At 64.5% G+C, this 22,055-nt stretch carries 22 protein-coding genes and 1 tRNA gene; 14 read left to right on the top strand and 9 right to left on the bottom strand.

Going from position 1 to position 22,055, the window contains the following annotated elements; genetic code table 11:
- The first annotated feature begins 15 nt into the window (after positions 1-15).
- The 7 genes from sufU (at position 16) to ABEJ63_RS00735 (ending at position 7,209) form a co-directional block, all read left to right on the top strand.
- A complete protein-coding gene (gene sufU, locus ABEJ63_RS00765; RefSeq protein ID WP_375794427.1) occupies positions 16-435 on the top strand; it encodes a Fe-S cluster assembly sulfur transfer protein SufU in 420 nt (139 codons plus the stop codon).
- A gap of 49 nt (positions 436-484) precedes the next feature.
- On the top strand, positions 485-781 hold the full coding sequence (locus ABEJ63_RS00760; protein ID WP_375794426.1) for a rubredoxin-like domain-containing protein: 297 nt from the start codon (positions 485-487) through the stop codon (positions 779-781).
- A 58-nt stretch (positions 782-839) separates the two neighbouring features.
- A complete protein-coding gene (locus ABEJ63_RS00755; protein ID WP_375794425.1) occupies positions 840-1,751 on the top strand; it encodes a ketopantoate reductase family protein in 912 nt (303 codons plus the stop codon).
- 25 nt (positions 1,752-1,776) lie between these two features.
- Entirely contained in the window at positions 1,777-2,064 is a 288-nt protein-coding gene (locus ABEJ63_RS00750; protein WP_375794424.1) for a hypothetical protein, read from the top strand.
- Positions 2,065-2,163: 99 nt separating this feature from the next.
- Complete coding sequence (locus tag ABEJ63_RS00745) at positions 2,164-3,510, top strand: RNB domain-containing ribonuclease (RefSeq protein ID WP_375794423.1); 1,347 nt, start codon at positions 2,164-2,166, stop codon at positions 3,508-3,510.
- Between the two features lie 58 nt (positions 3,511-3,568).
- On the top strand, positions 3,569-5,527 hold the full coding sequence (locus ABEJ63_RS00740) for a hypothetical protein (RefSeq protein ID WP_375794422.1): 1,959 nt from the start codon (positions 3,569-3,571) through the stop codon (positions 5,525-5,527).
- A 35-nt stretch (positions 5,528-5,562) separates the two neighbouring features.
- The gene (locus ABEJ63_RS00735) at positions 5,563-7,209 is read left to right on the top strand and encodes an AMP-binding protein (RefSeq protein ID WP_375794421.1); all 1,647 of its coding nucleotides are present in this window, start codon (positions 5,563-5,565) and stop codon (positions 7,207-7,209) included.
- On the opposite strand, the gene ABEJ63_RS00730 is transcribed toward ABEJ63_RS00735, so the two are convergent.
- From ABEJ63_RS00730 to ABEJ63_RS00720, 3 genes are read right to left on the bottom strand one after another with little or no spacing between them, the layout of a single operon-like run.
- On the bottom strand, positions 7,178-8,062 hold the full coding sequence (locus tag ABEJ63_RS00730; RefSeq protein WP_375794420.1) for a hypothetical protein: 885 nt from the start codon (positions 8,060-8,062) through the stop codon (positions 7,178-7,180). The two genes, ABEJ63_RS00735 and ABEJ63_RS00730, sit on opposite strands and share 32 nt — an antisense overlap.
- A 45-nt stretch (positions 8,063-8,107) precedes the next feature.
- On the bottom strand, positions 8,108-9,199 hold the full coding sequence (locus ABEJ63_RS00725; RefSeq protein WP_375794419.1) for a branched-chain amino acid ABC transporter permease: 1,092 nt from the start codon (positions 9,197-9,199) through the stop codon (positions 8,108-8,110).
- A 5-nt stretch (positions 9,200-9,204) separates the two neighbouring features.
- Positions 9,205-10,560: an ABC transporter substrate-binding protein gene (locus ABEJ63_RS00720; RefSeq protein WP_375794418.1), complete on the bottom strand. Its 1,356-nt coding sequence runs from the start codon at positions 10,558-10,560 to the stop codon at positions 9,205-9,207.
- 111 nt (positions 10,561-10,671) lie between these two features.
- Between ABEJ63_RS00720 and ABEJ63_RS00715 the strand changes: the two genes are divergently transcribed.
- From ABEJ63_RS00715 to ABEJ63_RS00690, 6 genes are read left to right on the top strand one after another with little or no spacing between them, the layout of a single operon-like run.
- Positions 10,672-11,574 (top strand): branched-chain amino acid ABC transporter permease, encoded by a 903-nt coding sequence (locus ABEJ63_RS00715; RefSeq protein ID WP_375794417.1) that lies wholly within the window; start codon positions 10,672-10,674, stop codon positions 11,572-11,574.
- On the top strand, positions 11,571-12,410 hold the full coding sequence (locus ABEJ63_RS00710) for an ABC transporter ATP-binding protein (protein WP_375794416.1): 840 nt from the start codon (positions 11,571-11,573) through the stop codon (positions 12,408-12,410). The genes ABEJ63_RS00715 and ABEJ63_RS00710 overlap by 4 nt, the downstream gene beginning before the upstream one ends.
- Positions 12,407-13,126 (top strand): ABC transporter ATP-binding protein, encoded by a 720-nt coding sequence (locus ABEJ63_RS00705; RefSeq protein ID WP_375794415.1) that lies wholly within the window; start codon positions 12,407-12,409, stop codon positions 13,124-13,126. The genes ABEJ63_RS00710 and ABEJ63_RS00705 overlap by 4 nt, the downstream gene beginning before the upstream one ends.
- A gap of 45 nt (positions 13,127-13,171) precedes the next feature.
- Positions 13,172-14,689: a CARDB domain-containing protein gene (locus ABEJ63_RS00700; protein ID WP_375794414.1), complete on the top strand. Its 1,518-nt coding sequence runs from the start codon at positions 13,172-13,174 to the stop codon at positions 14,687-14,689.
- A complete protein-coding gene (locus tag ABEJ63_RS00695; protein ID WP_375794413.1) occupies positions 14,686-15,369 on the top strand; it encodes an ABC transporter ATP-binding protein in 684 nt (227 codons plus the stop codon). The genes ABEJ63_RS00700 and ABEJ63_RS00695 overlap by 4 nt, the downstream gene beginning before the upstream one ends.
- On the top strand, positions 15,366-16,490 hold the full coding sequence (locus ABEJ63_RS00690; RefSeq protein WP_375794412.1) for an ABC transporter permease: 1,125 nt from the start codon (positions 15,366-15,368) through the stop codon (positions 16,488-16,490). The genes ABEJ63_RS00695 and ABEJ63_RS00690 overlap by 4 nt, the downstream gene beginning before the upstream one ends.
- Before the next feature lie 2 nt (positions 16,491-16,492).
- On the opposite strand, the gene ABEJ63_RS00685 is transcribed toward ABEJ63_RS00690, so the two are convergent.
- Positions 16,493-16,972: a hypothetical protein gene (locus ABEJ63_RS00685; protein ID WP_375794411.1), complete on the bottom strand. Its 480-nt coding sequence runs from the start codon at positions 16,970-16,972 to the stop codon at positions 16,493-16,495.
- Positions 16,973-17,075: 103 nt separating this feature from the next.
- Here ABEJ63_RS00685 and ABEJ63_RS00680 point away from each other — a divergent pair, with 103 nt between their 5' ends.
- A complete protein-coding gene (locus tag ABEJ63_RS00680; protein ID WP_375794410.1) occupies positions 17,076-17,594 on the top strand; it encodes an SRPBCC family protein in 519 nt (172 codons plus the stop codon).
- Here the strand turns inward: ABEJ63_RS00680 and ABEJ63_RS00675 are convergent.
- The 5 genes from ABEJ63_RS00675 to ABEJ63_RS00655 all read right to left on the bottom strand — a co-directional run.
- Positions 17,569-18,018 (bottom strand): pyridoxamine 5'-phosphate oxidase family protein, encoded by a 450-nt coding sequence (locus ABEJ63_RS00675; RefSeq protein ID WP_375794409.1) that lies wholly within the window; start codon positions 18,016-18,018, stop codon positions 17,569-17,571. The genes ABEJ63_RS00680 and ABEJ63_RS00675 overlap by 26 nt on opposite strands.
- A 197-nt stretch (positions 18,019-18,215) precedes the next feature.
- Positions 18,216-20,990, bottom strand: coding sequence for a BGTF surface domain-containing protein (locus ABEJ63_RS00670; protein ID WP_375794408.1), 2,775 nt, complete (start codon positions 20,988-20,990; stop codon positions 18,216-18,218).
- A 172-nt stretch (positions 20,991-21,162) separates the two neighbouring features.
- Positions 21,163-21,234 (bottom strand) — tRNA-Ala (locus tag ABEJ63_RS00665).
- 105 nt (positions 21,235-21,339) lie between these two features.
- On the bottom strand, positions 21,340-21,648 hold the full coding sequence (rpsJ, locus tag ABEJ63_RS00660) for a 30S ribosomal protein S10 (RefSeq protein ID WP_375794407.1): 309 nt from the start codon (positions 21,646-21,648) through the stop codon (positions 21,340-21,342).
- Positions 21,649-21,651: 3 nt separating this feature from the next.
- Positions 21,652-22,055, bottom strand: a 404-nt coding sequence (locus ABEJ63_RS00655) for an elongation factor 1-alpha C-terminal domain-related protein (protein WP_405002944.1), incomplete at its 5' end; no start/stop codon positions are given.

Here is a 22,055-nt window from a genome sequence, read left to right as displayed (position 1 = left end):
CTCTCTCCTGTAACGATGGTATCCGGCTCCGACATGTACCGCCAGCAGATTCTCGATCACTACAAAAACCCGCGTAACTACGGCGAACTCGATGACGCCACCTTCGAGCACGTCGGCGAGAATCCGATGTGTGGCGACACGATTAAGCTGTTTGTCAAACTCGAGGACGACGACGATACCGTCGAGTACGTCTCGTTCATCGGTGACGGCTGTGCCATCTCGCAGGCCTCCGCAAGTTTGCTCTCCGAGGAACTGCAAGGGAAGTCCCTCGACGAGATTCGAGGGATGGACCGCGACGACATCACCGAGATGCTCGGCGTCGATATCTCGCCGATGCGAGTGAAGTGTGCCGTTCTTGCGGAGAAGGTGGCACAGGATGGCGCGGCCATCTACGTCGGCGACAAGCAGCTCGAGGAGACGACGACCGAGGAGTAGCCCGGAGCCGGCCCGAGTTTTTTGTCCCCGGCGCGTCAACAGTTCACACATGTCCTCGGAACGACCAGAAGAGCGGCAGGTCGCGTTCGGCGAGCACGTCTACGACGAGGACGGCAACGAGCTCGGCCGCGTGCGCGGGCTCGACGAGCACGGCTTCTATGTGACGACGACTGAGGGGGTTGTCGGGATGTCCGTTGAGCACGAAGCAGACACGAAGGCCGGAGTGAAGGAGCTCCACTGGCGCTGCTGGGAGTGTGGCGAGATCGGCGCGCTCGAGGAAATGCCCGAGGTCTGTCCCTCGTGTGGCGCCCCCGAGGAGGAGCTCTACTACTGGCAACAGGACTGACGACGAGGCGGCGTCGGCCGACCGCAACCCTTTGGTCAACCGGCCCCTCGCGCCGGACATGGAGGTGGTCGTATTCGGGGCCGGCAGCCTTGGGTCGCTTATCGGGGGCCTGCTCGCGCGCACCCACGATGTGACTCTCGTCGGCCGCGAACCGCACATCTCGACCGTCCGCGAGCAGGGGCTCCGGGTCGAGGGGTGCATCGAGACGACTGTCTCGCCTGACGCCCGCACGACGCCGCCGGCCGCGGCTGACCTCGCTGTCGTGACGGTGAAGGCGTTCGACACCGGCGAGGCGGCCGCCGCGCTCGCGGAGACGCAGCTCGAGTACTGTCTTTCGCTGCAGAACGGGTTGGGCAACGAGGCGACGCTTGCCGAGCGGGTCAACGCGCCCGTGCTTGCGGGCACCTGTACCTACGGCGCCCGTCAGACGGCGCCGGGCGTCGTGGCCTGTACCGGCGTTGGCGAGGTGGTAATAGGTGCACGGACAGGCGGACCGAGCAATCACGCGGACCGCGTTGCCGCCGCCTTCGCCGACGCTGGCCTTGAGACGGCGGCCGCGACCGACATGCCCCGGCGGCTTTGGGAGAAACTCGCAGTCAACGCCGGCATCAACGCCGTGACCGCGCTGGCCCGCGTCAAGAATGGTGCGCTCATCGACGGGCCGGCGTCGTCGGTCGCACGAGCGGCCGCCCGCGAGACGGCTGCTGTCGCCCGCGCCAAGGGGATTGATCTTGAAGACGCGGCCGCCGCCGCAGCCGTCGATCGAGTGGCAACGGCGACGGCCGACAATCGGTCCTCAATGCTGCAGGACGTTGAGGCAGGCCGGCGGACGGAGGTGGACGCTATCGCGGGCGCAGTGGCCGACGCGGAGCCGCCGACGCCGGTCAATGAGACGACCGCCGGTCTGTTGCGCGCATGGGAGACATCCCGTGGACTCCGGCCGACAGGTCGCCCCGACAGGAACCGATAAGTGAGTGCCGACGAAAGGGCCGCGTATGTGGGGTAACCGGGACCGTTCCACGCAGGTAACCTGCATCGCCTGCGGCGAGACCGTGTCCCGCTCCGAGGCACGCGAGTACGACAAGCAGGGCGACCGCTACGACCGGACAGACAAAGAGTTCGAGTACCTCTGCAAGCCGTGTCATCGTGACGTGAATCACCAGCCCCGCGGCGGCCTCGAGCGACTGCTGGCCGAGAGCGGCGCTGGCGAGGTAAGTCGCGAGGAGTTTCTCGAGCGATACGCCGAACTGGCAACCGAACGGGAGCCGGAAAACGAGCGGTAAGCTCTCTGCTGGTCCGTGTGTCGCTCGCTCGGCTTGAGAGCTACCTACGCTCGCTCCCGCCCCCGACACGCCTAACTGAAACCCCGTCGAAGCGGTGATATGACCGACGAGCAGGCGCAGGCCGGAACTGCGGAGGGGCAGGGCCCCGTCCGCATCGACGAGGAGTTGGCCCGTCACTTAGAGAACAAACGCGAAGAGCTGTTCGAAGAGTTCGAGCTGCGCGACTCGTTTCCCGGCGAGGTGCTCCGTGAGGCTGAGGAGCGTACCACGGACATTGAGACCGAAATCGAGGCAGAACTTGACGAGCCGTACCGCACCGACTGCCGTGACCTGACCACCTGCACTATCGACCCAGCGGATGCGCAGGACTTCGACGACGCCATCTCTGTCCGGAAGGAGGGTGACGACTACCGGCTGTGGGTCCACATCGCCGACGTGACCCACTACGTCCAGCCCGGCACGGCGATGTGGGAAGAGGCGCTCGAGCGGGGGAACACGGTGTACTTGCCCGGCTACACGATGCACATGCTCCCGCCGACGCTTGCGGAGACGGTCTGCTCGCTTGTGCCCGGAGAAGACCGGCTCGCGCACACGGTAGAGATGAAAATCGACGGGGAGACGCTCTCCAACGAGACTATCGATATCTACAAATCCGTCGTCCACTCTGACGAGCGGCTCACTTACTCAGAGGCAGAGGCCCGGCTTGACGAGCCTGACGCTCCGCTACACGACGAACTCACGCTCGTCCACGAGCTCGCCGACCGCCTCCACGAGCAGCGGAAGGCAGACGGATCGCTCGTGCTTAACCCGCGGCGCGACCGGGCACATACCATCATCGAAGAGTGTATGCTGAAAGCGAACAAGGCCGTTACCCACGAACTACAGTGGGTGCGCGGGCTAGAGGCGATGTTCCGGGTCCACCCGCAGCCAACCCCCGACGAGTGGGACGAGGCGCTCCGGGAAATCCAGGATCTCGATGGTGTCTCCGTTCCCGGCGACTCGTGGGATGATCCCCGGAAGGCGGTGAACGCGACGCTAGAGGAGGCCCCCGGTCGACAACTGGACCAAATCCAGTGGGCCGTGATGAAGGTGATGCCCCGCGCGAAGTACATGTCCGACCCGTTCGGCGGCCACCACGCGCTCAACTTCGAAATATACGGCCATTTCACCTCACCAATCCGGCGACTCTCCGATCTGGTGAACCACTGGATAATCTACCAGAACGAGACGCCAGAAGGGGTGGTACTCGCAGAACTGTGTGACCACGCCAGCGACCGCCAGAAGGCCGCAGAGACCTGTGAACGAATCTACAAGGATTTCCTACAGGAGGTGGGGCTTGACCCACACGCGGTCAACAACCGCGGACTCGAGGTTGTTGAGGACCCCGACGACGAGGCCGACCTCGATCGGACGGCCGGCGAGGTGAGTCCAGAGGCGTTCAACTGACCCGAATCCGCGCCAAACGGCGAGTAGACTCATTACCCCTGCCGGTCCACCACTGGGTATGAGCGACGACAATACGGCCACCGCGACTGACGGCGCCACGACGGTCCGCCGGTCGGTCGAGGTGAAGGATGCGGGGATAATCGTGCGCCTCGAGGTCAACACAAGCGCCGACGGCGTGACGTCGGTCCGGGTGACGGACGACCTGCCGGCGCGGGTCGATCCCAATGAAGTCGGCTTCCATCCGGACCATGCGCCTGAGGACGGAACAGCTGGCGCTGACGGCGTCGTCTTTGCGGGCGAGGTGACCGCAGACCAGCCGCTCGTCGTCGCATACGGCGCATACTTCGACACGACAACCCTCGAGGGCGGCGTGCCGGACGCAGCCCTCCGACTCGACGCCACCACTCAGGTGCCCGAGCCAGAATCTTCCTCGGGTGGATTATTCGGCTTCATCGGCCGATTATTTGGCCGGAGCGACGACGAGGAGCCGGATGGCCCCGCTGACCGCGCAGGCGGCACGCCTGAGACGGGTTCGTTCGAGCAACTTGACGAGCAAGAGTCGACCGAGGCCGCAGAAGATGTGGAAACCAGTGAGGAGGACGCCGAGGCGACAGAGTCGGAGCCGGCGACAGCAGACGACACCGAGGAGTCGGACGCAGAGCCGGTCTCCGAGGTAACAGCAACGGAGTCGGCCGACTCAGCTGAACCAGATGACAAGTCGGCGGACGAGGATGACAAGAAGCCGGCAGAGCCAGCCATCACCGAGGCCGAGGAGCCCGCGACGGCGGCCACTGACGGATTAGGCGACGAGGTCACGGTCGAGCAAGAGGGTATCGAGCCGGAGTCGGCCGTCACTGAGGTCGACCCAGACTCCGAGCCGTCGCCGGCGGTCACGCGGGTCGCTGAGGATAACTCGGCCGAGGAAGAGCCAGCCGACGCAGTGCCGGATGACATGGAGCCAGACGATCCGGAGGTGGACGACGCAGAGGCGGAGAGTGCGGAGTCGGTCAGTGAAGAGCCGGTCGACGAGGAGTCAGAGTCCGAGGATGCCGACTTGGTCGAGGTCGAATCTGACGAGTCAACCGACGAGGACACGCCGGACGCGGAGTCCGACGACGAGCCGGTGGCCGCCAATACGGAGGACACAGCGGCCGACAACGGGCCGGCGCGGCTCCCCGAAGGATCGGTCGCGGCGGCGCTGGCGGCCGAACTCGAGGCTGGCGAGGTCGACGAGCGGACCCGCGAAAAGCTGGTCGAGGAGCTTGAGGTGGCGCTCACGGGGAGCCAAGTCGCCCGGCTTGACCGCGTCCAGAAGCGGACAGACGACCTGCGTGCGTATGTCGAACCGCTGAAAGACCTACTCGACGAAGAGGGCCGTCCGACCGAAGTTATTGCCGACCTGCGCGAGGACATCCGTGCGGTCCGGGGGGATGTTAGGCAGGTTCGCCAGGAGGTTACCGATGTCGGCGATGATGTCGAGCGCGTCAGCGAGGAGGTCCGTGAAGAGGTGAGTGCGGAGCTGTCTGCGCTGTCTGACGAGCTGTCTGCCCTCGAATCGGCCGTCGAAGAAGGGGCTGCCGAGCGGACAGACCTCGACGAGCGGCTCGATGCCGCGACGGCTGATATTGAACGGGCCCGCGAGGAACTGGCGGCTGACGTTAGTGCCGTCCGCGAAGACTTGACCGCCGAACTGGAGCGCGTCGAGCGACAGGCTCGGGAGGGACGCCGTGACATCACCGCTGATGTTGAGGAACTACGCGCGGTGGCCGCACAGGTCGAATCCCTCCGGGAGGCACTCTCGTCGGCGTTCGATATCGGCGGGTCGGACATCGAGACGCCGTCGGCCGACGCTGTTGACGCCGGACAGACTGACACCAGCGCGGATGCCGATGACGCGGCGGCCGCTGACGCCGATGAGGACGTACTCGAGGAAGGAGCGGACAGCGCCGACATCGAGAGCAGCATCCGGGAGGTCGAAACGGACGAGGACGAAGAGGAACCCTCGTTCGAACTGTAGGGGAGATTTTTGTCGGTCGGCGCCGGAGCCGTGGCATGGCGTGGCACGTCGACCTCGGGTACGAGACCTATGAGGCGGCCCGAGAGCAGTTCGAGTGGAATCTCCCGGACGACTACAATATCGTCCACGACCTCCTGCGGAAACACGAGGATACGGACGCGACGGCGCTGGTCCGTCACCAACCGGATGGCTCGGCAGAGACGTATTCCTTCGCCGACCTGGACCGTCTGTCAGACCGCGTGGCGCGGGCGCTCGCCAACCGCGGCGTGACATCGGGCGACCGGGTCGGCGTCGTCCTCCCGCAGCGGGTGGAGAACCCGCTGACACACCTCGCCTGTTGGAAGATCGGCGCGGTGTCTCTCCCACTATCGGTGCTGTTCGGGCCAGAGGCCCTCGAGAGCCGGCTGGCGGACAGCGACGCTGTCGCGGTGGTGGCAAGCGCGGATGTGCGTGAGGCTGTCGCCGAGGCCGCGACCGCTTGTCCAGACCTGCAGACCCACATCGAGGTCGGCGGCGATGACAGCGACCGGGTCGAGCCGTTCGACGCACTGCTGGACGCGCCAGCCGATTTCGACCGATGCGAGACCACCGCCGAAACACCCGCTATCATCATGTACACGAGCGGGTCGACAGGCCCACCGAAGGGCGTGTTGCACGGCCACGGTGTCTGGGTCGGCCACCTGCCCGCCTTCCAGATGTACTTCGAACTCGACGTTGAGGGCGTTTTCTGGACACCCGCTGACTGGGCGTGGATTGGCGCGCTCGGCGACTTGCTGTTTCCGGCGTGGCACTACGGCCAGCCGGTCGTTGGCTACCCGATAGATGGCTTCGATGTCGCCGAGGCCTACGAAATAATGGCGACCCACGACGTGACGAACGCCTTCCTACCGCCGACGGCCATCCGGATGCTGATGAACGGCGACCCCGATGCGTGGAATCTCTCGCTCGAGGCCATCTGCTCGGGCGGTGAGCCGCTGACACCCGAAATTCTCGAGTGGGCTGATGCGGAGCTTGGCGGTGTCCCGGTCAACGAGCTGTACGGCCAGACGGAGGCGAATCTACTTGTCGCGAACTGCCGGCAGTGGTTCGATGCGCAGGCGGGCAGCATGGGCAAGCCGGTGCCCGGCCACGAGGTGGCGCCGATTGACCCGGAAACGGGCGAGCCGATGCCGGTCGATGAGGTGGGCCACCTCGCGGTGAAACGGGAGGACGACCCCGTCGTCTTCGCGGAGTATTGGAACCGGCCTGAGAAGACGGCCGCCGCGACAGTTAATACCCCCGACGACGGGACATGGCACTTGACCGGCGATCTCGGACATCGCGATGCGGACGGTTACCTCTGGTTCAAAGCCCGCGACGACGATGTCATCATCACATCTGGCTACCGGGTCGGCCCCGGGGAGGTGGAAAGCGCAATCCTCGAACATCCGGCTGTCGAGCAGGTCGGCGTCGTCGGCGTTGACGATGAGCTCCGTGGCGAGATTATCAAGGCGTTCGTCCAGCCGGTCGCAGACCGGCGCGACCCAGTCCGCGACCCGGAATCCCTGCGCGAGGAGATTCGTGCAGTCGTCCGCGAGAACCTCGCGAAACACGAGTATCCACGCGAGATTGAGTTCGTTGACGAGCTCCCACAGACGACGACCGGGAAAATCAAGCGCCGCGAGCTGCGTCCCGACGAGTAGCCCACTCAGCGAGCTGGCCAGCCGGTGTCGACGTGGCCGTCGTGTTCGCGTCCACGCGGTCGACCCACGCCGGTCGCTCGACGGTCGTTGACCCGATCTCTGAATAGCTAACGACAACAACTGCCTCCAGTTGTCCGTCACGAGTCACGTCGTATTCGATGTGGTACGAGCGGACGACTCCGTGCTCCGAGACGATGGCCTCGATGGTGACGTTCCGGAGGGGCGGCACCGTCGTTGGCTTTCCGCTCCGGAGCTTGACATAGCGGGTCCCGTTCTCGGTGAACTGCCCGACTGTCTCCGTATCAACGAGCGTGAACAGCCGCTCGATGGCGGCGGCATTCGTTAGGTTCCGGATATAGACATCTTCCGGGTCGCGTGGCCCGCCGCCGGGGTAGCGGATTAGCCGGTAACTCGTCTGGTTTCCTTCGCTGTCGGCGACATAGGCGCGCTCGCCGTCACCGAACCGACGGGTAGACCGCTCAACGAGTTGGTTGTTCTCACGTTCGACCTGGTGAACGGTCGCGCTGAACCGGCCTGGCTCGGCCGCGAAGCGTGCCCGAGTGACGTACCGCGAGCGAAGTGATCCGTTGGCGTACCGCTGGACGAGCGTCTGGTTTACCGTGTAAGAGACAGTCGCTAGCCGGCTGGCGTGTGCGTTAGCGAGACGTCCGGGGTCAGCCACGCCTTCGTCAGTGATGCCGGGCGCGAGCACCCCCTGACGTTCCGTCGCCGTCGTCTCTGGAACGGCGACGGGTGTCACCGTCGCGGTCTCGGTGTCAGATGCCGGAGCGCCGGTCGGGGCGCTACAGCCGGCGAGTATGAGAAGCGCGGCCACGACGAACACGCGGAGCACGGCCAGAGAACGGGCGGCGCGAACAAAGAGGCGTCGGCGGTCGGGTTACTCGCGCCGTTCCGCGATCATCTCGCGGAGCCGGCGGATGCCTCCGTACGCGCCATTGTCGAAGAACAGCACGACAATGAGCAGGAGGAAGCCGAAGCTGAACTCCCAGAACTCCTCCAGCAGTGGGAACTGCCGGATGAACCACCGCAGGTACTCGTGGACGAACGCCCCGACGACCGGACCGAGGAACGCGTACGGCCCACCGATGACCGTGATGACGACCGGTTGCGCCGAGGACGTCCAGAAGGCGTCGGCCGGCAGGATACCGGTCTTGAGCATGACAAGCATCGCGCCCGCCAGCCCGGAGAATGCCCCGGAGATGATGAACGTCATCCACGAGTGGAACTGCGTGTCGATGCCGAGCGCACGGGCGCGCTCGGGATTCTCGCGGATAGCCTGACACGTCGTCCCGAACGGCGACTTGACGATGCGGTACAGCGCGTACATCGCCACCGCGAACACCAGCAGCGTCAGCAGGTAGAACGCAACTGGGTCGGCGATATCGACAAGCCGGAACTCCAGCCCGAAGAGGTTCACCTCGCCGAGCCGGAACGTCAGCCCGTCCGAACCATTGGTGAAGGTGCCGCCGCCGATGCCGACGGCCGCGAGCACACTCCCGATAATGTCCTGATTCACGATGACGTAGATGGCCATGCTGAAGGAGAGGGTAATCATCGCGAAATAAATCTCCTCCAACTGCACGGACAGATAGCCGATGAACACGGCCAGCAGGCCTGCGGCAATGGTGCCGAGCACCAGCCCAATAATCCAGACGACCATGAGCGCGGCGCCGCCGAACACGTTACCGATGCCAAGCGCCGGCGCGACCTGCTGAACGACCTTTGCCACCGTGTACCCTGACGCTGCGACAAACATCGCGTGGCCGAACGACAGCAGACCGGTGTAGCCGTACAGCAGGTTGAACGCGGTCGCCCAGACGGCGAGGATGAGCGTCCGCGCAAGCAGCGATGTCTGGAACCCGCCCAGTACGAACGGCGCCACCAGCAGCACGACGGCGCCGAGGCTGAGTCCGACAACCTGCGTCCGGTTGTCGTCTGCGAACAACCGTTCGCGGACTCCGTAGCTCATCTACGCTATAGCCCGGGACCGAGCCCGCTGCCGCTGAGCAGTTCCTTGGCGCGGCTCCGGGTGAGTGTGTACGTCTGCGTGTTGACCAGTCCGGCGCCGTCGTACGGGACATCGGCGTCGAAGCTGGTCTCGCCGATGACACACGGCGCCGTCGCCTGATGGGTGTTCTCCTTGATGGTCGTGGGGCCACGCGGGTCGTTGTCGATGGTGATCCCCTCGAGCTCCGAGATGATGTCGTCCGGGTTCGTCGACCCCGCGGCCTCGATAGCCTTCTTGTACATGTAGATGGCCGCGTACGTACTCCCACCGGTGAAGCCAGGGACAGCCGGCGTCGTTTCGTCGCTGCCGTACTTCTCGCGGTAGGCATCGACGAACGCCTGGTTGTTCTCGTTGTCGAAGGCGTCGTAGTAGTACCAACCGGACATGTGGATTCCCTCCGGCGTCGTGTCGCCGAGTGCCTTGAATACCGTCGGGTCGGCACCGATGGTGTCGAACACGTCGTCCACTTGGTCGAACAGACCCTGCTCGGCCGCCTGCGAGATGAACGTCGTCGTGTCGCCGGCCCAGAAGCTCGTGAACAGCAGGTCGGGGTCCGCGTCGAGAACCGTGTTGATTTGCGGCGTCATGTCACTGGCACCGAGCTGTGGGAACTCGCTTGCCACATACTCGTGGTTCATACCAAGTCCCTCCGAATAGGCCTTGAAGTAGTCCCACGTCTGCTGACCGTACGCGTAATCCGGCCCCATGTTGGCGATGCGGGAGTCGCCGTAATTGTCGGCGACGAACTTCGCGATGGCGTAGGTCATGTGGGACGTGTTGGAGTTCGTCCGGAATATGTTGGGCGTGAACGCTGCCTTCCCATCGTCGGACTCGAAGTAGTTGCCGTACGCCTCCGTGTCCGGCTCTGTAATGAACGGCGTCCCGATGTCAGTGAGTGTGAACGGCACGCCCAGCGACTCGATGGTCGGTGCCGAGGCGAGGGTTACGCCCGAGGACGTGAGCCCGATCATCACGTCCGCGCCAAACTCCTGTGCGACGCTGCGGATCTGTGCCTGCGGGTCCTCACCGTGGTCTCGCACCTCGATTTCGACCTCTTCGCCCATGATGCCGCCATCCTGGTTAATCTGCTCGACGGCGACCCGCGCGGCGTTCGCCGAGGCAGTCCCGAGCGCCTGCGCGATTCCCGACAGCAGATAGACACCGCCAATCTTGATGCCGCTGCCGCCGCCACCGCCGAGACCGGAACAGCCGGCGACTGCCGCTGTCGCTCCTGTTCCGGCCGCAGCGAGGAAGCCACGACGGTCTATCCCCGTCGTCCGGTTCGCCCCGCTCGTCCCCTGCTCCGTGTGGTCGTCGGACATACCATGCGGTTGTAAGACTAAACCCTATAAATAACCTATGCAGACCGGGGCGGCGGCGGATTCACCGCCGGCGTCGTAAGGTTTAATCGTGCAGTGACAGAGCGGTACGGTATGGTATCACTGGGGTTGGTTTTCGACCAAATCATCACGGGGCTGTCCATCGGGGCGAGTCTGTTCCTCATCGCCGTCGGGCTGAGCCTCATCTTCGGAGTGCTCGACGTGCTGAACTTCGCGCACGGAGTACTGTTCATGACCGGCTCGTACGCCGCGCTCTGGTCTATCGGCGAGGTGTCAATCCCGGTCGTGGGCACGCTCGGCATCGGCTTCTGGCCGGGCATCCTCATTGGGGCACTGGTCGCCGGACTGCTCGGCGTCTTCATCGAGGCGGGGTTCATCCGCCGAGTGTACGACCGCGAGCCGCTCGACCAACTGCTGCTCACCTTCGCGTTCGTTCTCATGCTCACCGATGTCATCCGGACCACTTTCGGTTCTGGGTCGAACGTCGTTGACGCGCCAGCATTGCTGCGAGGCAACCTGGTGTTGACGAGCGGCCTCTCCCTGCCACTCTACCGGGCGTTCGTCATCCTGATGTCTATCGTCGTGCTCGCGGGTATCTTCCTCGTGCTCCGGACGACCAACATCGGCCGACTGGTGCGAGCGACCTCCTCGGACCGGGATATGGCGGCGCTGATGGGGGTGAACGTCCCCCGGCTCTACACACTGGTCTTCTTCGTCGGTGCTGCTCTCGCCGGACTGGGGGGCACGCTCATTGTCCCCATTCAGTCGGTGACGCCGGCGCTGGGGAACAACGTCATCATCAATGCATTCGTCATCGCGGTCATCGGCGGGCTGGGATCGTTCGGCGGCGCGTTCGTCGGCGCTTACTTCGTCGGCATCTCCATCGCTGTCGGGAGCCTCATCGTTGCCGGGGCTGGCCAACTCATCCCGTTCGTCGCGATGATTGCCGTCCTGCTCGTGAAGCCCGAGGGCCTCTTTGGGGGTGAGACCGCATGAGTTCCGTCCTTGAGACGGACAAGCTCCGCCGGCAGTTCGGCCGGCTGGTTGCCGTCGACGATGTTTCAGTTGATATCCGCGCCGACGAGATCACGAGCATCATCGGCCCCAACGGCGCGGGCAAGACCACCTTCTACAACCTGCTTACCGGACGGCTGGAGCCGAGCAGCGGCACCGTCCGGCTCCGCAACCGCGACGGCGAACTGGTCGACGTGACCGACAGCTCTGCCCACGACATCGCCAACCTCGGACTCTCGCGGGGATTCCAGATTAACAACCTCTTCGAGGGGCTCACCGTGCTTGAAAACGTCCGTATCGCGCGTATCAGCCGCGAGGACCGCACGCTCGACCTGACGGCCGTCACGAGTGAGGATCCCGAACTTACCGATGGCGCTTGGGATATTATCGAACTCGTCGGGCTAGAAGAGGTCGCCGAGACGGAGTGTGCAAACCTTTCGCACGGTGACAAACGAAAGGTCGAGATTGCGCTCGCGCTCGGCACGGACCCGTCGGTGGTCCTGCTTGACGAACCGACCGCAGGGATGAACGCTACCGAGACGAAGGAGATGGTTAGCCTCATCGAGCGGCTCAATGACGAGACAGACACCACGTTCGTCGTCACGGAACACGACATGGAGGTGGTGATCGGCATCTCGGATCGCATTCTCGTGCTCGATAACGGCGCGCTCATCGCCGACGGCGAACCTGAGGAAGTACTGTCGGACCCCCGAGTCAGGGAGGCGTACCTCGGGCTCGACGACGACGAAGAACTGGACGCTAGCCTCGCCGGGACTGACTCCGAACGGGGCAGCGAAGAGGGAGGTGAGACGGCATGAGCGTTCTAACACTCGAAGATGTGAACAGCTACTACGGCAACAGTCACATCCTGTTCGACCTCGATTTAGAGGTAGAGCAGAATGAGGTGGTCGCCTTGCTGGGCCGCAACGGCGCCGGCAAGACGACGACGCTCCGGACTATCACCGGCACTATCCCGCGCAGAGAGGGCCGCATCGAATTCCGCGGCGAGGATATCTCCACGGAGTCTGTCGACGCTATCTCAAATCGCGGTATCAAGCTCGTGCCGGAAGAACGGCGCATCTTCCCTACGCTCACCGTCACCGAGAACATGCAGGTCGCCCGCGACATGACCGCCGGCGACCCTCGTGACATCGAGGAGATGTACGAGATCTTCCCAGTGCTGGACGAACTTCGTGAGAACCGCGGACGAAACCTCTCGGGGGGAGAACAGCAGATGCTGTCGGTCGCCCGAGCGCTCATCCAAGATCCCGACCTTCTCCTGCTCGACGAGCCAACAGAGGGATTGGCGCCCGTCATCGTCGACGACCTTTATGATGTGCTCTCTGAGGTGGTCGCGCGGGACGTGACAGTGCTCATCACTGAGCAGAACGTCGACTTCGCTCTGGATCTCTCTGAGCGGGCATACATCATCGAGAAGGGTGCCAACGCCTGGGAGGGAACCGTCGACGAGCTGAACGAGCGCGACGACTTGCTCGACGAATACCTCTCGGTCGGGGGCGTCGAAGCCGACTGACCCCGAAGGAACCCTTTTGCGGACCCGCCCCCTACGCGGAGCAACGTGCGCCGCGCGCTGGTTACCCTGCTTATCGTCCTACTCGCCCTCCCAAGCATTGCCGTCGCGGTTCCGGACGCCCGCCTCGCCGTCTCCGGGCTAACCGTTGCGCCAGAGACCCCAACGGTCGATGAACCGGTAACCGTTACCGCGACAATTAGGAACTCCGCCGGTTCTACCTCTCCGGCCGAAGTGCGGGCGGTCCGGCTGGTGAATCGCGACAGCAACGCGACGCTCGCGTCCGCGCCCGGTCCAGGGTCGCTGTCGCCCGGCGACACGCTGACGGTCGACCTCACTCACGCCTTCCGGACGGCTGACACCCAAGACCTCGCCGTCGTAGTCGTCGGCGAGGACGACGATGGCGAACTGGTGCGCGTCCGCCGCCCCCTGACCATTGCTGTCGAGCAGGCCAGACCGCGTGTCGCCGTTGAGGCCGCCACCCCCGTGGCCGGCGCCGAATCGACGCTCCGGGTGACCGTCGCAAACCCGAACACCGCAGCCTACCGGAACGTTGTCGTCCGCGTCGACCCTGCGGACGCCCCGGTGACCCGTCGAGTGGTTCCGGCCCTGGCCGGTGGTACGACGGCAACACTGAACATCTCGTACACGCCGTCGACGGTCGGTCCGTCCGATATCGCTGTGGCCGTCGACTACACGACGGCGACGGGCGTCCGCGGGGCGACAACGGCAACCCAGTCGGTCCGGGTCGCACCGCTCCGCGAAGACGTCGGCGTCGCTGTCGAACCGGCCGACGAGCCGCCGCCGGCACCCGAAGCAGCCGGTGGCTTAGGCGGTCTAGTTGGAAGCCAAATGCTCCAGGAAGACGGCGAGACGGCGGCACCGCCGGACGCGCTCGCGGTAACAGTGACGAACTTCGGGAACGCTCCTCTGCGAGACGCCATTGTCGTCCCACGGACAGAGGAGCGCCGGCTCCCACGGGTCGCTGTCGGTCGGCTCGCACCCGGTGAATCTCGTACCGTTGAGGTGAGCGTCGCGGCACTCGACCAGCCGGCCCGCGTTACGGCGGCGGTACGCTACGAAACCGGCGGGCGGACCGGCGAGACAGTCGGTCGGTTCGACTACCGACCGCCAACTGGCAAAATACGACTCACCGGCATCGACGTGACCACCGACAGCGAGCGGGTGACGGTGACCGGTAACGCCGGCAACGTCGGTAGTGGTAAGGCGACGGGAGTTATCGTGCGGGTACTCCCCGCCGAGGGGGTTGAGCCCGCGTATCCGAGCCGCGATTACTTTGTTGGGAGCGTTGAGGCGAGCGGGTTTGCTCCCTTCGAGCTGACGGCGACGGTCGATGCCGCCAACGCGACGCATATTCCCGTTGAGGTGCGCTACCGCGTCGACGGCACCCCGGTTGTCCGGACGGTCGAACTCCCGCTACCCAACGATGGGCTCTCGACACCGACCGAGGAGTCTAACGAGAATCCCGCCGTCGCTGGCGTTGCAAGTCTGGGCGTAGTCCTGCTTGCCGGCGGTGTGGTCCTCGCGGCTCGGCGCAGACGATGAGCGCACCGCTACGGCTCCGCGATGTCGTGAAACGGTATGACGGCGGCGGCGAGACCGTTACCGCGCTTGACGGCGTCGATTTCGCCGTCCAGCCCGGCGAGTTCGCCGCCGTCGTCGGTCCTTCCGGGTCAGGCAAGTCGACGATGTTGCACACGCTCGGCCTGCTTGACGTGCCGACAGTTGGGACGGTGCTTGTCGACGGTCGCGACGCGACGACGATGACCGACCGGGAGCGAACGCGCGCGCGCCGGGAGTACATCGGCTTCGTCTTCCAGCAGTTCTACCTCATCGATACGCTCACCGCCGTTGAGAACGTCACCCTACCAACTGTCTATCATGACGACCCAACAGCCGACGAACGGGCGCAGGCGCTACTGGGCCGGGTTGGTCTTGGCGACCGGCTCGGCCACACCCCTGACGAACTCTCGGGCGGGCAAAAACAGCGGGTCGCAATCGCTCGGGCGCTGGTAAACGACCCGGATGTCGTGCTCGCAGACGAGCCGACGGGCAACCTCGACCGTGACACCGGCCGACAGGTGCTTACGGAGTTTGAACAGGTGACTGACCGCGGCGTCGCGCTCGTCGCCGTCACCCACGATCCGCTGGTGGCCGACTACGCCGACCGCACTGTCCGCATTGTCGATGGCCAATTGACTCCCAAAGAGGTGGAGATGGCGTGAAACTCCCCGCTGTCCAGATGGCACTGCGGAACCTCTCGCGCAACCGAACGCGCAGTGTTCTCGCCGCGCTAGGTATCGTCATCGGCGTGCTCGCAGTGGCGACGCTCGGCACGTTCGGCAATGTGCTTCAGCTCGCCGCGACTGACTCCTTCGGCGAGGTGGGAAGCCAAGTGGTTGTCTCGCCCAACGACGACGCCGGCGTTGAGGCCTTCTCCGAGCGGGATCTACAGACAATCCGCCGAGCCGCCGAGGGGCGTGGCGTCGTCGTCCCACTCGCCACCGGCGGCGCGCTCGTGCGTGCGAACGGCGCCAGCAGCGCTGCACAACTGTACGGGACAAGCCAACCGGGGGTGCTTTTCCAGGCAGAGGCTGGTGAGATACCTCGACGGCTCCGAGGTGGTGTCCTCGTCGGCACTGCCGTCGCTGACCGGCTGGGCGTCGGCGTCGGGAGTGCTGTCGAGATCGAGGGGAATCGCTATCGTGTGCTCGCGGTGCTCGCCGAAGGGGAAGACATCTCACCGATAGCGCCCGCCCGAGCGGTGGTGTTGCCCCCGGACGAATTTGCCAGTGAGGAGCCGTCACAGGTCGTCATCGAGGCAACGAACCGCGAGGCAGCCTCGGCCGCAGCCGCACAGATACGCGCGACGGCCAACGCCCGCGGCCAGCGGCTCGCCGTGCTCGAACTCTCCTCTATTGTCGACCGCATCGCGGACTTCTTCGCCCTGCTCAACGGCTTCCTCGTCGCGCTGGCGGGGCTGTCGTTGGTGGTCGCCGGCGTCGCTATTTTCAATGTGATGCTCATGAGTGCCAGCGAGCGCCGAGAGGAGATCGGCGTCCTCCGGGCGGTTGGGGTCCAGAAACGGGATGTGCTCCGGACGCTGCTCATTGAGGCGGGGCTGCTCGGTATCGTCGGCGGGGCTGTTGGCCTCGCACTGTCGCTCGTGGCCGTGTATGCACTCTACTACTTCACACCGCTATCACTGTCGGTCGTGATGGATCCGTCGAACCTGCCGTTCCTCGCACTGGCTTTCGGCTTCGGGGTAAGCGTCGCGCTGCTGTCGGGGCTGTACCCGGCGTGGAAGGCGGCGAATCTTCACCCAGTTGACGCGCTCCGCGGGTAGTCTTAGTCATCGCGGATCGGGTCGACATCGACGGCCTCCTCAAGCAGTTCACGGGCGTTGGCCGCGACGCCAACGCCAGCGACGACATCAAGCGCGACTAATTCTCGGCAGACGACGACCGTCTCGTGGAGCCAGTCGAACAACCCCGCGGCCGGGCCGGCGGGAGCGGGCAGTCCACAGCCGACAACGCCCGCGAGGAACGCGCCACCAACCAGCAGAATATACGGGACGAGGACGCCCGCCTCGAGCCAGCGGTCGCCGAGCGAGCCATCCGTCACAGCGATGTCGAGCGCGAGTTCGGCCACGAGGAACAGCAAGATGGCGTGCTCGAGCGTGCGCAGCGAGCCATGAATCGCCGACGTGTCAGCCGTGAGGTGCAATACCACGAGCGTCGCCAGTCCGCCGACTACCAGCGGCCGAGCGGCGTCGAGCCGTCGTTGGACCTCATCGACAGTCGCGGCGACTTTCGTTCTCGCTGCCATACTTGTACGAACACTAGTTTGCGGTCACGGTGTGCGTACTGCCGAACAGGTTCGGCCACCCATCGCTCGAAGGACTATGTGGGCGGCCCCCGTGTGGAGTTGTATGGACGTACTGGAGGCCTCAACACGGGTGGCGGTGGCGCCTTCGGAGCTGTTCGCCTTTCTGCAAGATCCGTCGGGGTGGGCGTCGTACTCGGACCACGTTGAGGAGGTCCGTCGGTACGGCGACGGAGGCCCAGGCACCGACTACCGTATCACGGTCTCATGGTGGCGCTTCTCTTACACTGTCCACGAGCGGGTAACCGACGTTGACCCACCTGAGCGCATCGACTGGCGGACGACCGATGGCGTGCGCGCGACCGGCTCCTGGCGCGTTGAGTCGACGGAGTCCGGCTCGCGGCTGTGGCTCCGTATCGAGGTTGACCCCGAGACACTGCGAGGCGGCACGCTTGCCCGTGTGCTTCCGTTTGAAGAACTCATTGCCCGGCTCCGTCCAGTCGTCGCTCGCGAGGCTGAGACAATCCTCACAGGAATGGTCGCTGATCTTGAAGGGGAACCGCGGCCTGTCGAGATCGAGCTTCACCAAGAGCCGTCGTTCACTGTTCGCGCATCCGGTCGCTGAAGTCCCATGTGTACACCTTCTCGGGATTGATGCGGACGTGGACCTCCTCGCGTTCCTCGCGCAACAACCGACCCGCGAGCGGGGAATCCGTGCCATCCAAGTACCGGTCGAGCAGTTCTCGCAGTAACTGTTTGTCCTCGTCGGGCGAGACATCGGCCGTACCTGCGCCGCGCACTCCACGGTATGGTGGCTCATTCACCGACACCTCGAAGGCAACGCCGTCGTTGTGAGCGAGATACTCCACGACGTCGGCGCTGGCGCTCGTGGCACAGTCGAGTCCGCCGTCGCGCCACTGATACCACAATGACAGCATCCACAAGCCGCCGGCGGGCGTTCGACACGCCAACCGGAGGGGGACCCGGCCGTCATCGCTCGTGAGAAACGCCCGGGTCTCCGTCTCCGCCCAGTCGCCGGTGACGCGCATCACCAACTGATAGGGCCGCCGGACGGATAAATCGTCCACGCCGGCCCCCCGGCCGCCACCCTGACGGTGCGACGCCAAGCCTTTACACCACCGTTCATCGGTCGATCTCTCGTGCCACCGATTCTGCACCCGGGAGACGCGCCATGCCAGCGGCTGGTATGCTCACGGACCGAGGGCTGTTGCATATCTGTAATTCCTTACGTCCGTCTCAGTCGCGCAGCAAGCAGGATAGCGAGTGCTGCCGCCGCGATACCGAGTCCAGACTGTCCCGACGATTCCGTCGGCGTGGGGGTCGCGTTCGGCGTTACGGTCGGTGTAACCGTCGCATTCGATGTTGGGGTTGGTGTAACCGACACGTTCGGCGTTACGCTCGGGGTAGGAGTCGCGGTCGGAGTGGGGGTTGGAGTCGGGGTGGGCGTCCCAGGTGCTTGGATTGCGTCCGCAACGATGCCGTCTTGGCCCGCGTACGGCCCGTCGACTTGCGACCCAGGCTGGTAGTCGAAGCGGCCGTCGCCGTCCGTGTCGCGGTGCGCGACGACGGTGAGCGTCTCGCCTGGCGACAGCGAGCCGTTCACCGACACCGGAATGCGCACGTTGGTGTGGCGACCGAAGCCAAGATACTCGCTGTGCGCGACGGGTGCGCCCGTCGGTCCGCCGCGATACACTGCGAGGAAGCCGCCGGCCGACAGTGTGACTGACTCAACGGTGACGGTCCCGTTCGTCGAGACGGTCTCCGCGACGGTCAGCCCCGGCGTCGGGGGGTTGAGGATGCGGCCGTCGGCCCGTTCGACGACCTCGCCACCCCGTCGCACCTGCACGGTGAAGGAGGTGTTCGCCCGCAGCCCAGTCAGGTCGAATGCTGTCGCGAACTGACCATCGGGTCCGACCGTCGTCGTTGACTCCAACACAAACGGCACCTCCTTGTTGTTGTCAAGCGCGACAATACGAAGTCGGGTACCCGGTGCGAAGTTCGTCCGACCTTCGACCCGCTGGCCTGGTGCTGCGACGACAGCCACGCCATCGCGGTCACCGTCACCGTCGAAGTCGCCGGTCGGCGTTACGCTCACCTGTGGCCGCTGGAATCGCCATTGCCCGGTTACCGACACTGCCTCTTGTTTGCCGAGGTCGTCGACCTCATCACTGAAGAAGGTGAAATTCCCCGTCAGTTGGTCACCGGTCTCAAGACCGCCGAAAGCTGTTGTATTAACCAGCACCCAGTAGGCGTCGGCGTCTGGCTGCGCAACGACACGCACGCCGCTGTCGACACTACTCGAAGGCGTCGTGTCCACGAGCGTCTCTGGTTGGACGTTCGGTCGACGCTCGCGGGTCAGCGTGAATTCGAAGGCGTCTGCGTCGTAGAACGCCTTTGTCGTTGACTCGCCAGGATCACGTTCGCGCTCAATGATTCCTTCAACTCCAGAGACCTTGACCCGAGCTACGGCGACATCGCCACCGGCGAGGACTGTCCCGGGCGTCGCCACCTCTTGCTCGAACAGCCGTTGGAGGTCGCTCGCGTTCTCGATTTCCCCAGCGCGCCCGCCCGGCAGCCGTAGTGTTGTTAAGTCGGTGACTGACCGTGACTCAAGCGCGAGCGTTGCCGTTGCGTTTGGGATGCCGCTGGTGCCAGTTGCTGAGACGGCGTTCGCGCTTGCGTTCAGCCGATAGAGCGCCGCGTCAAGCGTCGCTGCCGATGGCACGACGGCTCCGCTGTCGACAAACGGGCCACGCGCGGCACGCTGCCGAACGAGTTTGTCGTCGTTTGCGACACTGTATCCGCTGCCGCTTCCAACCGCGTATGTATTGACAACAAGCGTAACTTTCCCGTCACCATTGACATCCTCCACCGTGATTGATTGCTCGTATCCAGTGAGCTGCTCGTTTCCGATGTTCACGGTCACGAACGGACTGTTTGTTACCAGCTTAACTTCGACAACATCGCCCCGCTGCTCGGTATATACCCGCTGATTGAAATTGGCGTCCGGCGCTGCTGCCGCGGTCACGTTCACGGTCACCCGTGCGCTGATTCCCGTTACGTTGTCAGTCGCAATGACTGTGTATGGGCTGCCGTCCGGTGGCTGCTGCCCGAAATTTAACTCAGAGAGTGATGCACCGGTCCCTGGTGGAGCGTACCGTTCATCGATAAGTTGTCTAATCTTCTCCCCGTCAGCGTTGACCAGCGTCGTATTCGTCCGGTCGGTAGGACTGTCGATGTCGGCTACTGTCGCGGTAAGATCCTCATCAGAGACTACATCCGTCGCATTGAGCGAGAGGTTGAACAGGCGTACATCGGTCTGTCGCTTCGTGTTCTGGCTCCCGCTCACCTTGAACTCAACCGGCTGTGTCCCGAGCGATACATCGAGTGCGGCGAGGTCAATCACTTCGACCCGGCTGTTTGTCCCGGTTGAGAAGCCGGTTCGCGAGAATGCATCAAAATTTGTATTTTCGTCGATACCAGCAATTGCCACCCGCGTCTCGTCGTAGACTATAACGGTCTCTTGGCCCTCTGGGTAGTTGCTATCGGTTACTGCTCCCTCTTCGCTGACCTCTTGGGCCGTCGTCGTGACGCTGCTTGTAGCTGAACCGCCGTTTAGACCCTCAAACTTCACTGTCACGTTTCGACTCTGCCCGACATCGTCGCTCAGTACCACGTCAACACGCGTGGCGCCGCTGTCATCGACCCTGACATTACTGATGCTGAAATCGGTGGCCGCCAGCTCTGCTCCGTCAATCAAGACTGTCACGCTTTCGTCGCCCGAACTGCTAGCAAGTTCGGTGTTACTAAGCGTGTTTCCGCTGGCGTCTTTTACAATTTTGTCGAAGACAACCTCTATCGTGCCGTCGTACTCAACGGCGTCCGTGATTTGGGCGTTCGCCGCTGCGGCCGTCCCCGCGAGACCGAGGGGACCGAGCGCCGACGCGAGGAGCAGTCCCGCCAGCGCCAGCGCCCGGAGCCGGCCCCACGGTGTGGCCATCGGTTGTCTCGCCCATCCACCGGTAGGCGTTTATACGTTTGCATGCCGCGACCGACAAACCGCGCGACGGCCGTGGAATCGACGATTTGACGAGTCGCAGTAATCCCTAGCAGTTGTCGTCGAATCGTCCCCGACTGTGGTAGTCTCTCGCGGGAGAGTGTGAGAATGCGAGTGGACGAGCGGGGATTTGAACCCCGGGCCTCTTCCTTGCGAAGGAAGCGATCTGCCGCTGATCTACTCGCCCGCTGTCGTCGGTAGTTCCGACTGTCGTTTGTAGCTTACGTTCCCGGCCGCGAACAGCGCGTGAGGCGGAACGCGTCCGCCCGGTCGCCGCATCTCGCCGGCTGGGTCAGTCCTCGAGGACGATCTCGATGGAGACGTCGTTGGGGACCTGAATCCGCATGAGCTGGCGGAGCGCGCGTTCGTCGGCATCGATGTCGATGAGCCGCTTGTGGACGCGCATCTCCCAGTGCTCCCACGTAGCGGTCCCCTCGCCGTCGGGGGACTTGCGCGCGGGCACCTCCAGCGTCTTCGTCGGGAGCGGCACCGGGCCCGACAGCTGGACGCCGGTGGAGTCAGCGATCTCCCGGACGTCGTCGCAGATATCGTTGAGGTCCTCGGGGGCGGTGCCCGCGAGGCGGACGCGTGCCTGCTGCATCGATTATCGCTCGTCGACGCTCAGGACCTTTCCGGCGGCGATGGTCTGGCCCATGTCGCGCACGGCGAAGCTCCCGAGCTCCGGAATCTCGCTGGACGGCTCGATGCTGAGCGGCTTCTGCGGGCGCACCGTCACGACGGCAGCGTCGCCCGACTGGATGAAGTCGGGGTTCTCCTCGGCGACGTCACCCGAGGACGGGTCGATTTTCTTGTCGATAGACTCGATGGTACACGCCACCTGTGCGGTGTGGGCGTGGAACACCGGCGTGTAGCCGGCCGTGATGACGGACGGGTGCTGCATGACGACGATCTGCGCTTGGAAGGTCTCGGCGACCGTCGGCGGGTCGTCGGCCGGGCCGCAGACGTCGCCGCGGCGGATGTCGTCCTTGCCGATGCCGCGGACGTTGA

The organism is Halosegnis sp. (assembly GCF_042216475.1).
Lineage (GTDB): Archaea > Halobacteriota > Halobacteria > Halobacteriales > Haloarculaceae > Halosegnis.
The sequence above is the reverse complement of the archived record's forward strand: the minus strand, read 5'-3'. Positions and strand labels throughout refer to the sequence as shown.

Bases quoted from the DNA above. Each gene is read 5' to 3' on its own strand.
- sufU (WP_375794427.1), top strand. From the start codon at position 16: ATGGTATCCGGCTCCGACATGTACCGCCAGCAGATTCTCGATCACTAC.
- ABEJ63_RS00760 (WP_375794426.1), top strand. From the start codon at position 485: ATGTCCTCGGAACGACCAGAAGAGCGGCAGGTCGCGTTCGGCGAGCAC.
- ABEJ63_RS00755 (WP_375794425.1), top strand. From the start codon at position 840: ATGGAGGTGGTCGTATTCGGGGCCGGCAGCCTTGGGTCGCTTATCGGG.
- ABEJ63_RS00750 (WP_375794424.1), top strand. From the start codon at position 1,777: ATGTGGGGTAACCGGGACCGTTCCACGCAGGTAACCTGCATCGCCTGC.
- ABEJ63_RS00745 (WP_375794423.1), top strand. From the start codon at position 2,164: ATGACCGACGAGCAGGCGCAGGCCGGAACTGCGGAGGGGCAGGGCCCC.
- ABEJ63_RS00740 (WP_375794422.1), top strand. From the start codon at position 3,569: ATGAGCGACGACAATACGGCCACCGCGACTGACGGCGCCACGACGGTC.
- ABEJ63_RS00735 (WP_375794421.1), top strand. From the start codon at position 5,563: ATGGCGTGGCACGTCGACCTCGGGTACGAGACCTATGAGGCGGCCCGA.
- ABEJ63_RS00725 (WP_375794419.1), bottom strand. From the start codon at position 9,199: ATGAGCTACGGAGTCCGCGAACGGTTGTTCGCAGACGACAACCGGACG.
- ABEJ63_RS00720 (WP_375794418.1), bottom strand. From the start codon at position 10,560: ATGTCCGACGACCACACGGAGCAGGGGACGAGCGGGGCGAACCGGACG.
- ABEJ63_RS00715 (WP_375794417.1), top strand. From the start codon at position 10,672: ATGGTATCACTGGGGTTGGTTTTCGACCAAATCATCACGGGGCTGTCC.
- ABEJ63_RS00710 (WP_375794416.1), top strand. From the start codon at position 11,571: ATGAGTTCCGTCCTTGAGACGGACAAGCTCCGCCGGCAGTTCGGCCGG.
- ABEJ63_RS00705 (WP_375794415.1), top strand. From the start codon at position 12,407: ATGAGCGTTCTAACACTCGAAGATGTGAACAGCTACTACGGCAACAGT.
- ABEJ63_RS00695 (WP_375794413.1), top strand. From the start codon at position 14,686: ATGAGCGCACCGCTACGGCTCCGCGATGTCGTGAAACGGTATGACGGC.
- ABEJ63_RS00685 (WP_375794411.1), bottom strand. From the start codon at position 16,972: ATGGCAGCGAGAACGAAAGTCGCCGCGACTGTCGATGAGGTCCAACGA.
- ABEJ63_RS00680 (WP_375794410.1), top strand. From the start codon at position 17,076: ATGGACGTACTGGAGGCCTCAACACGGGTGGCGGTGGCGCCTTCGGAG.
- ABEJ63_RS00675 (WP_375794409.1), bottom strand. From the start codon at position 18,018: ATGCGCGTCACCGGCGACTGGGCGGAGACGGAGACCCGGGCGTTTCTC.
- ABEJ63_RS00670 (WP_375794408.1), bottom strand. From the start codon at position 20,990: ATGGCCACACCGTGGGGCCGGCTCCGGGCGCTGGCGCTGGCGGGACTG.
- rpsJ (WP_375794407.1), bottom strand. From the start codon at position 21,648: ATGCAGCAGGCACGCGTCCGCCTCGCGGGCACCGCCCCCGAGGACCTC.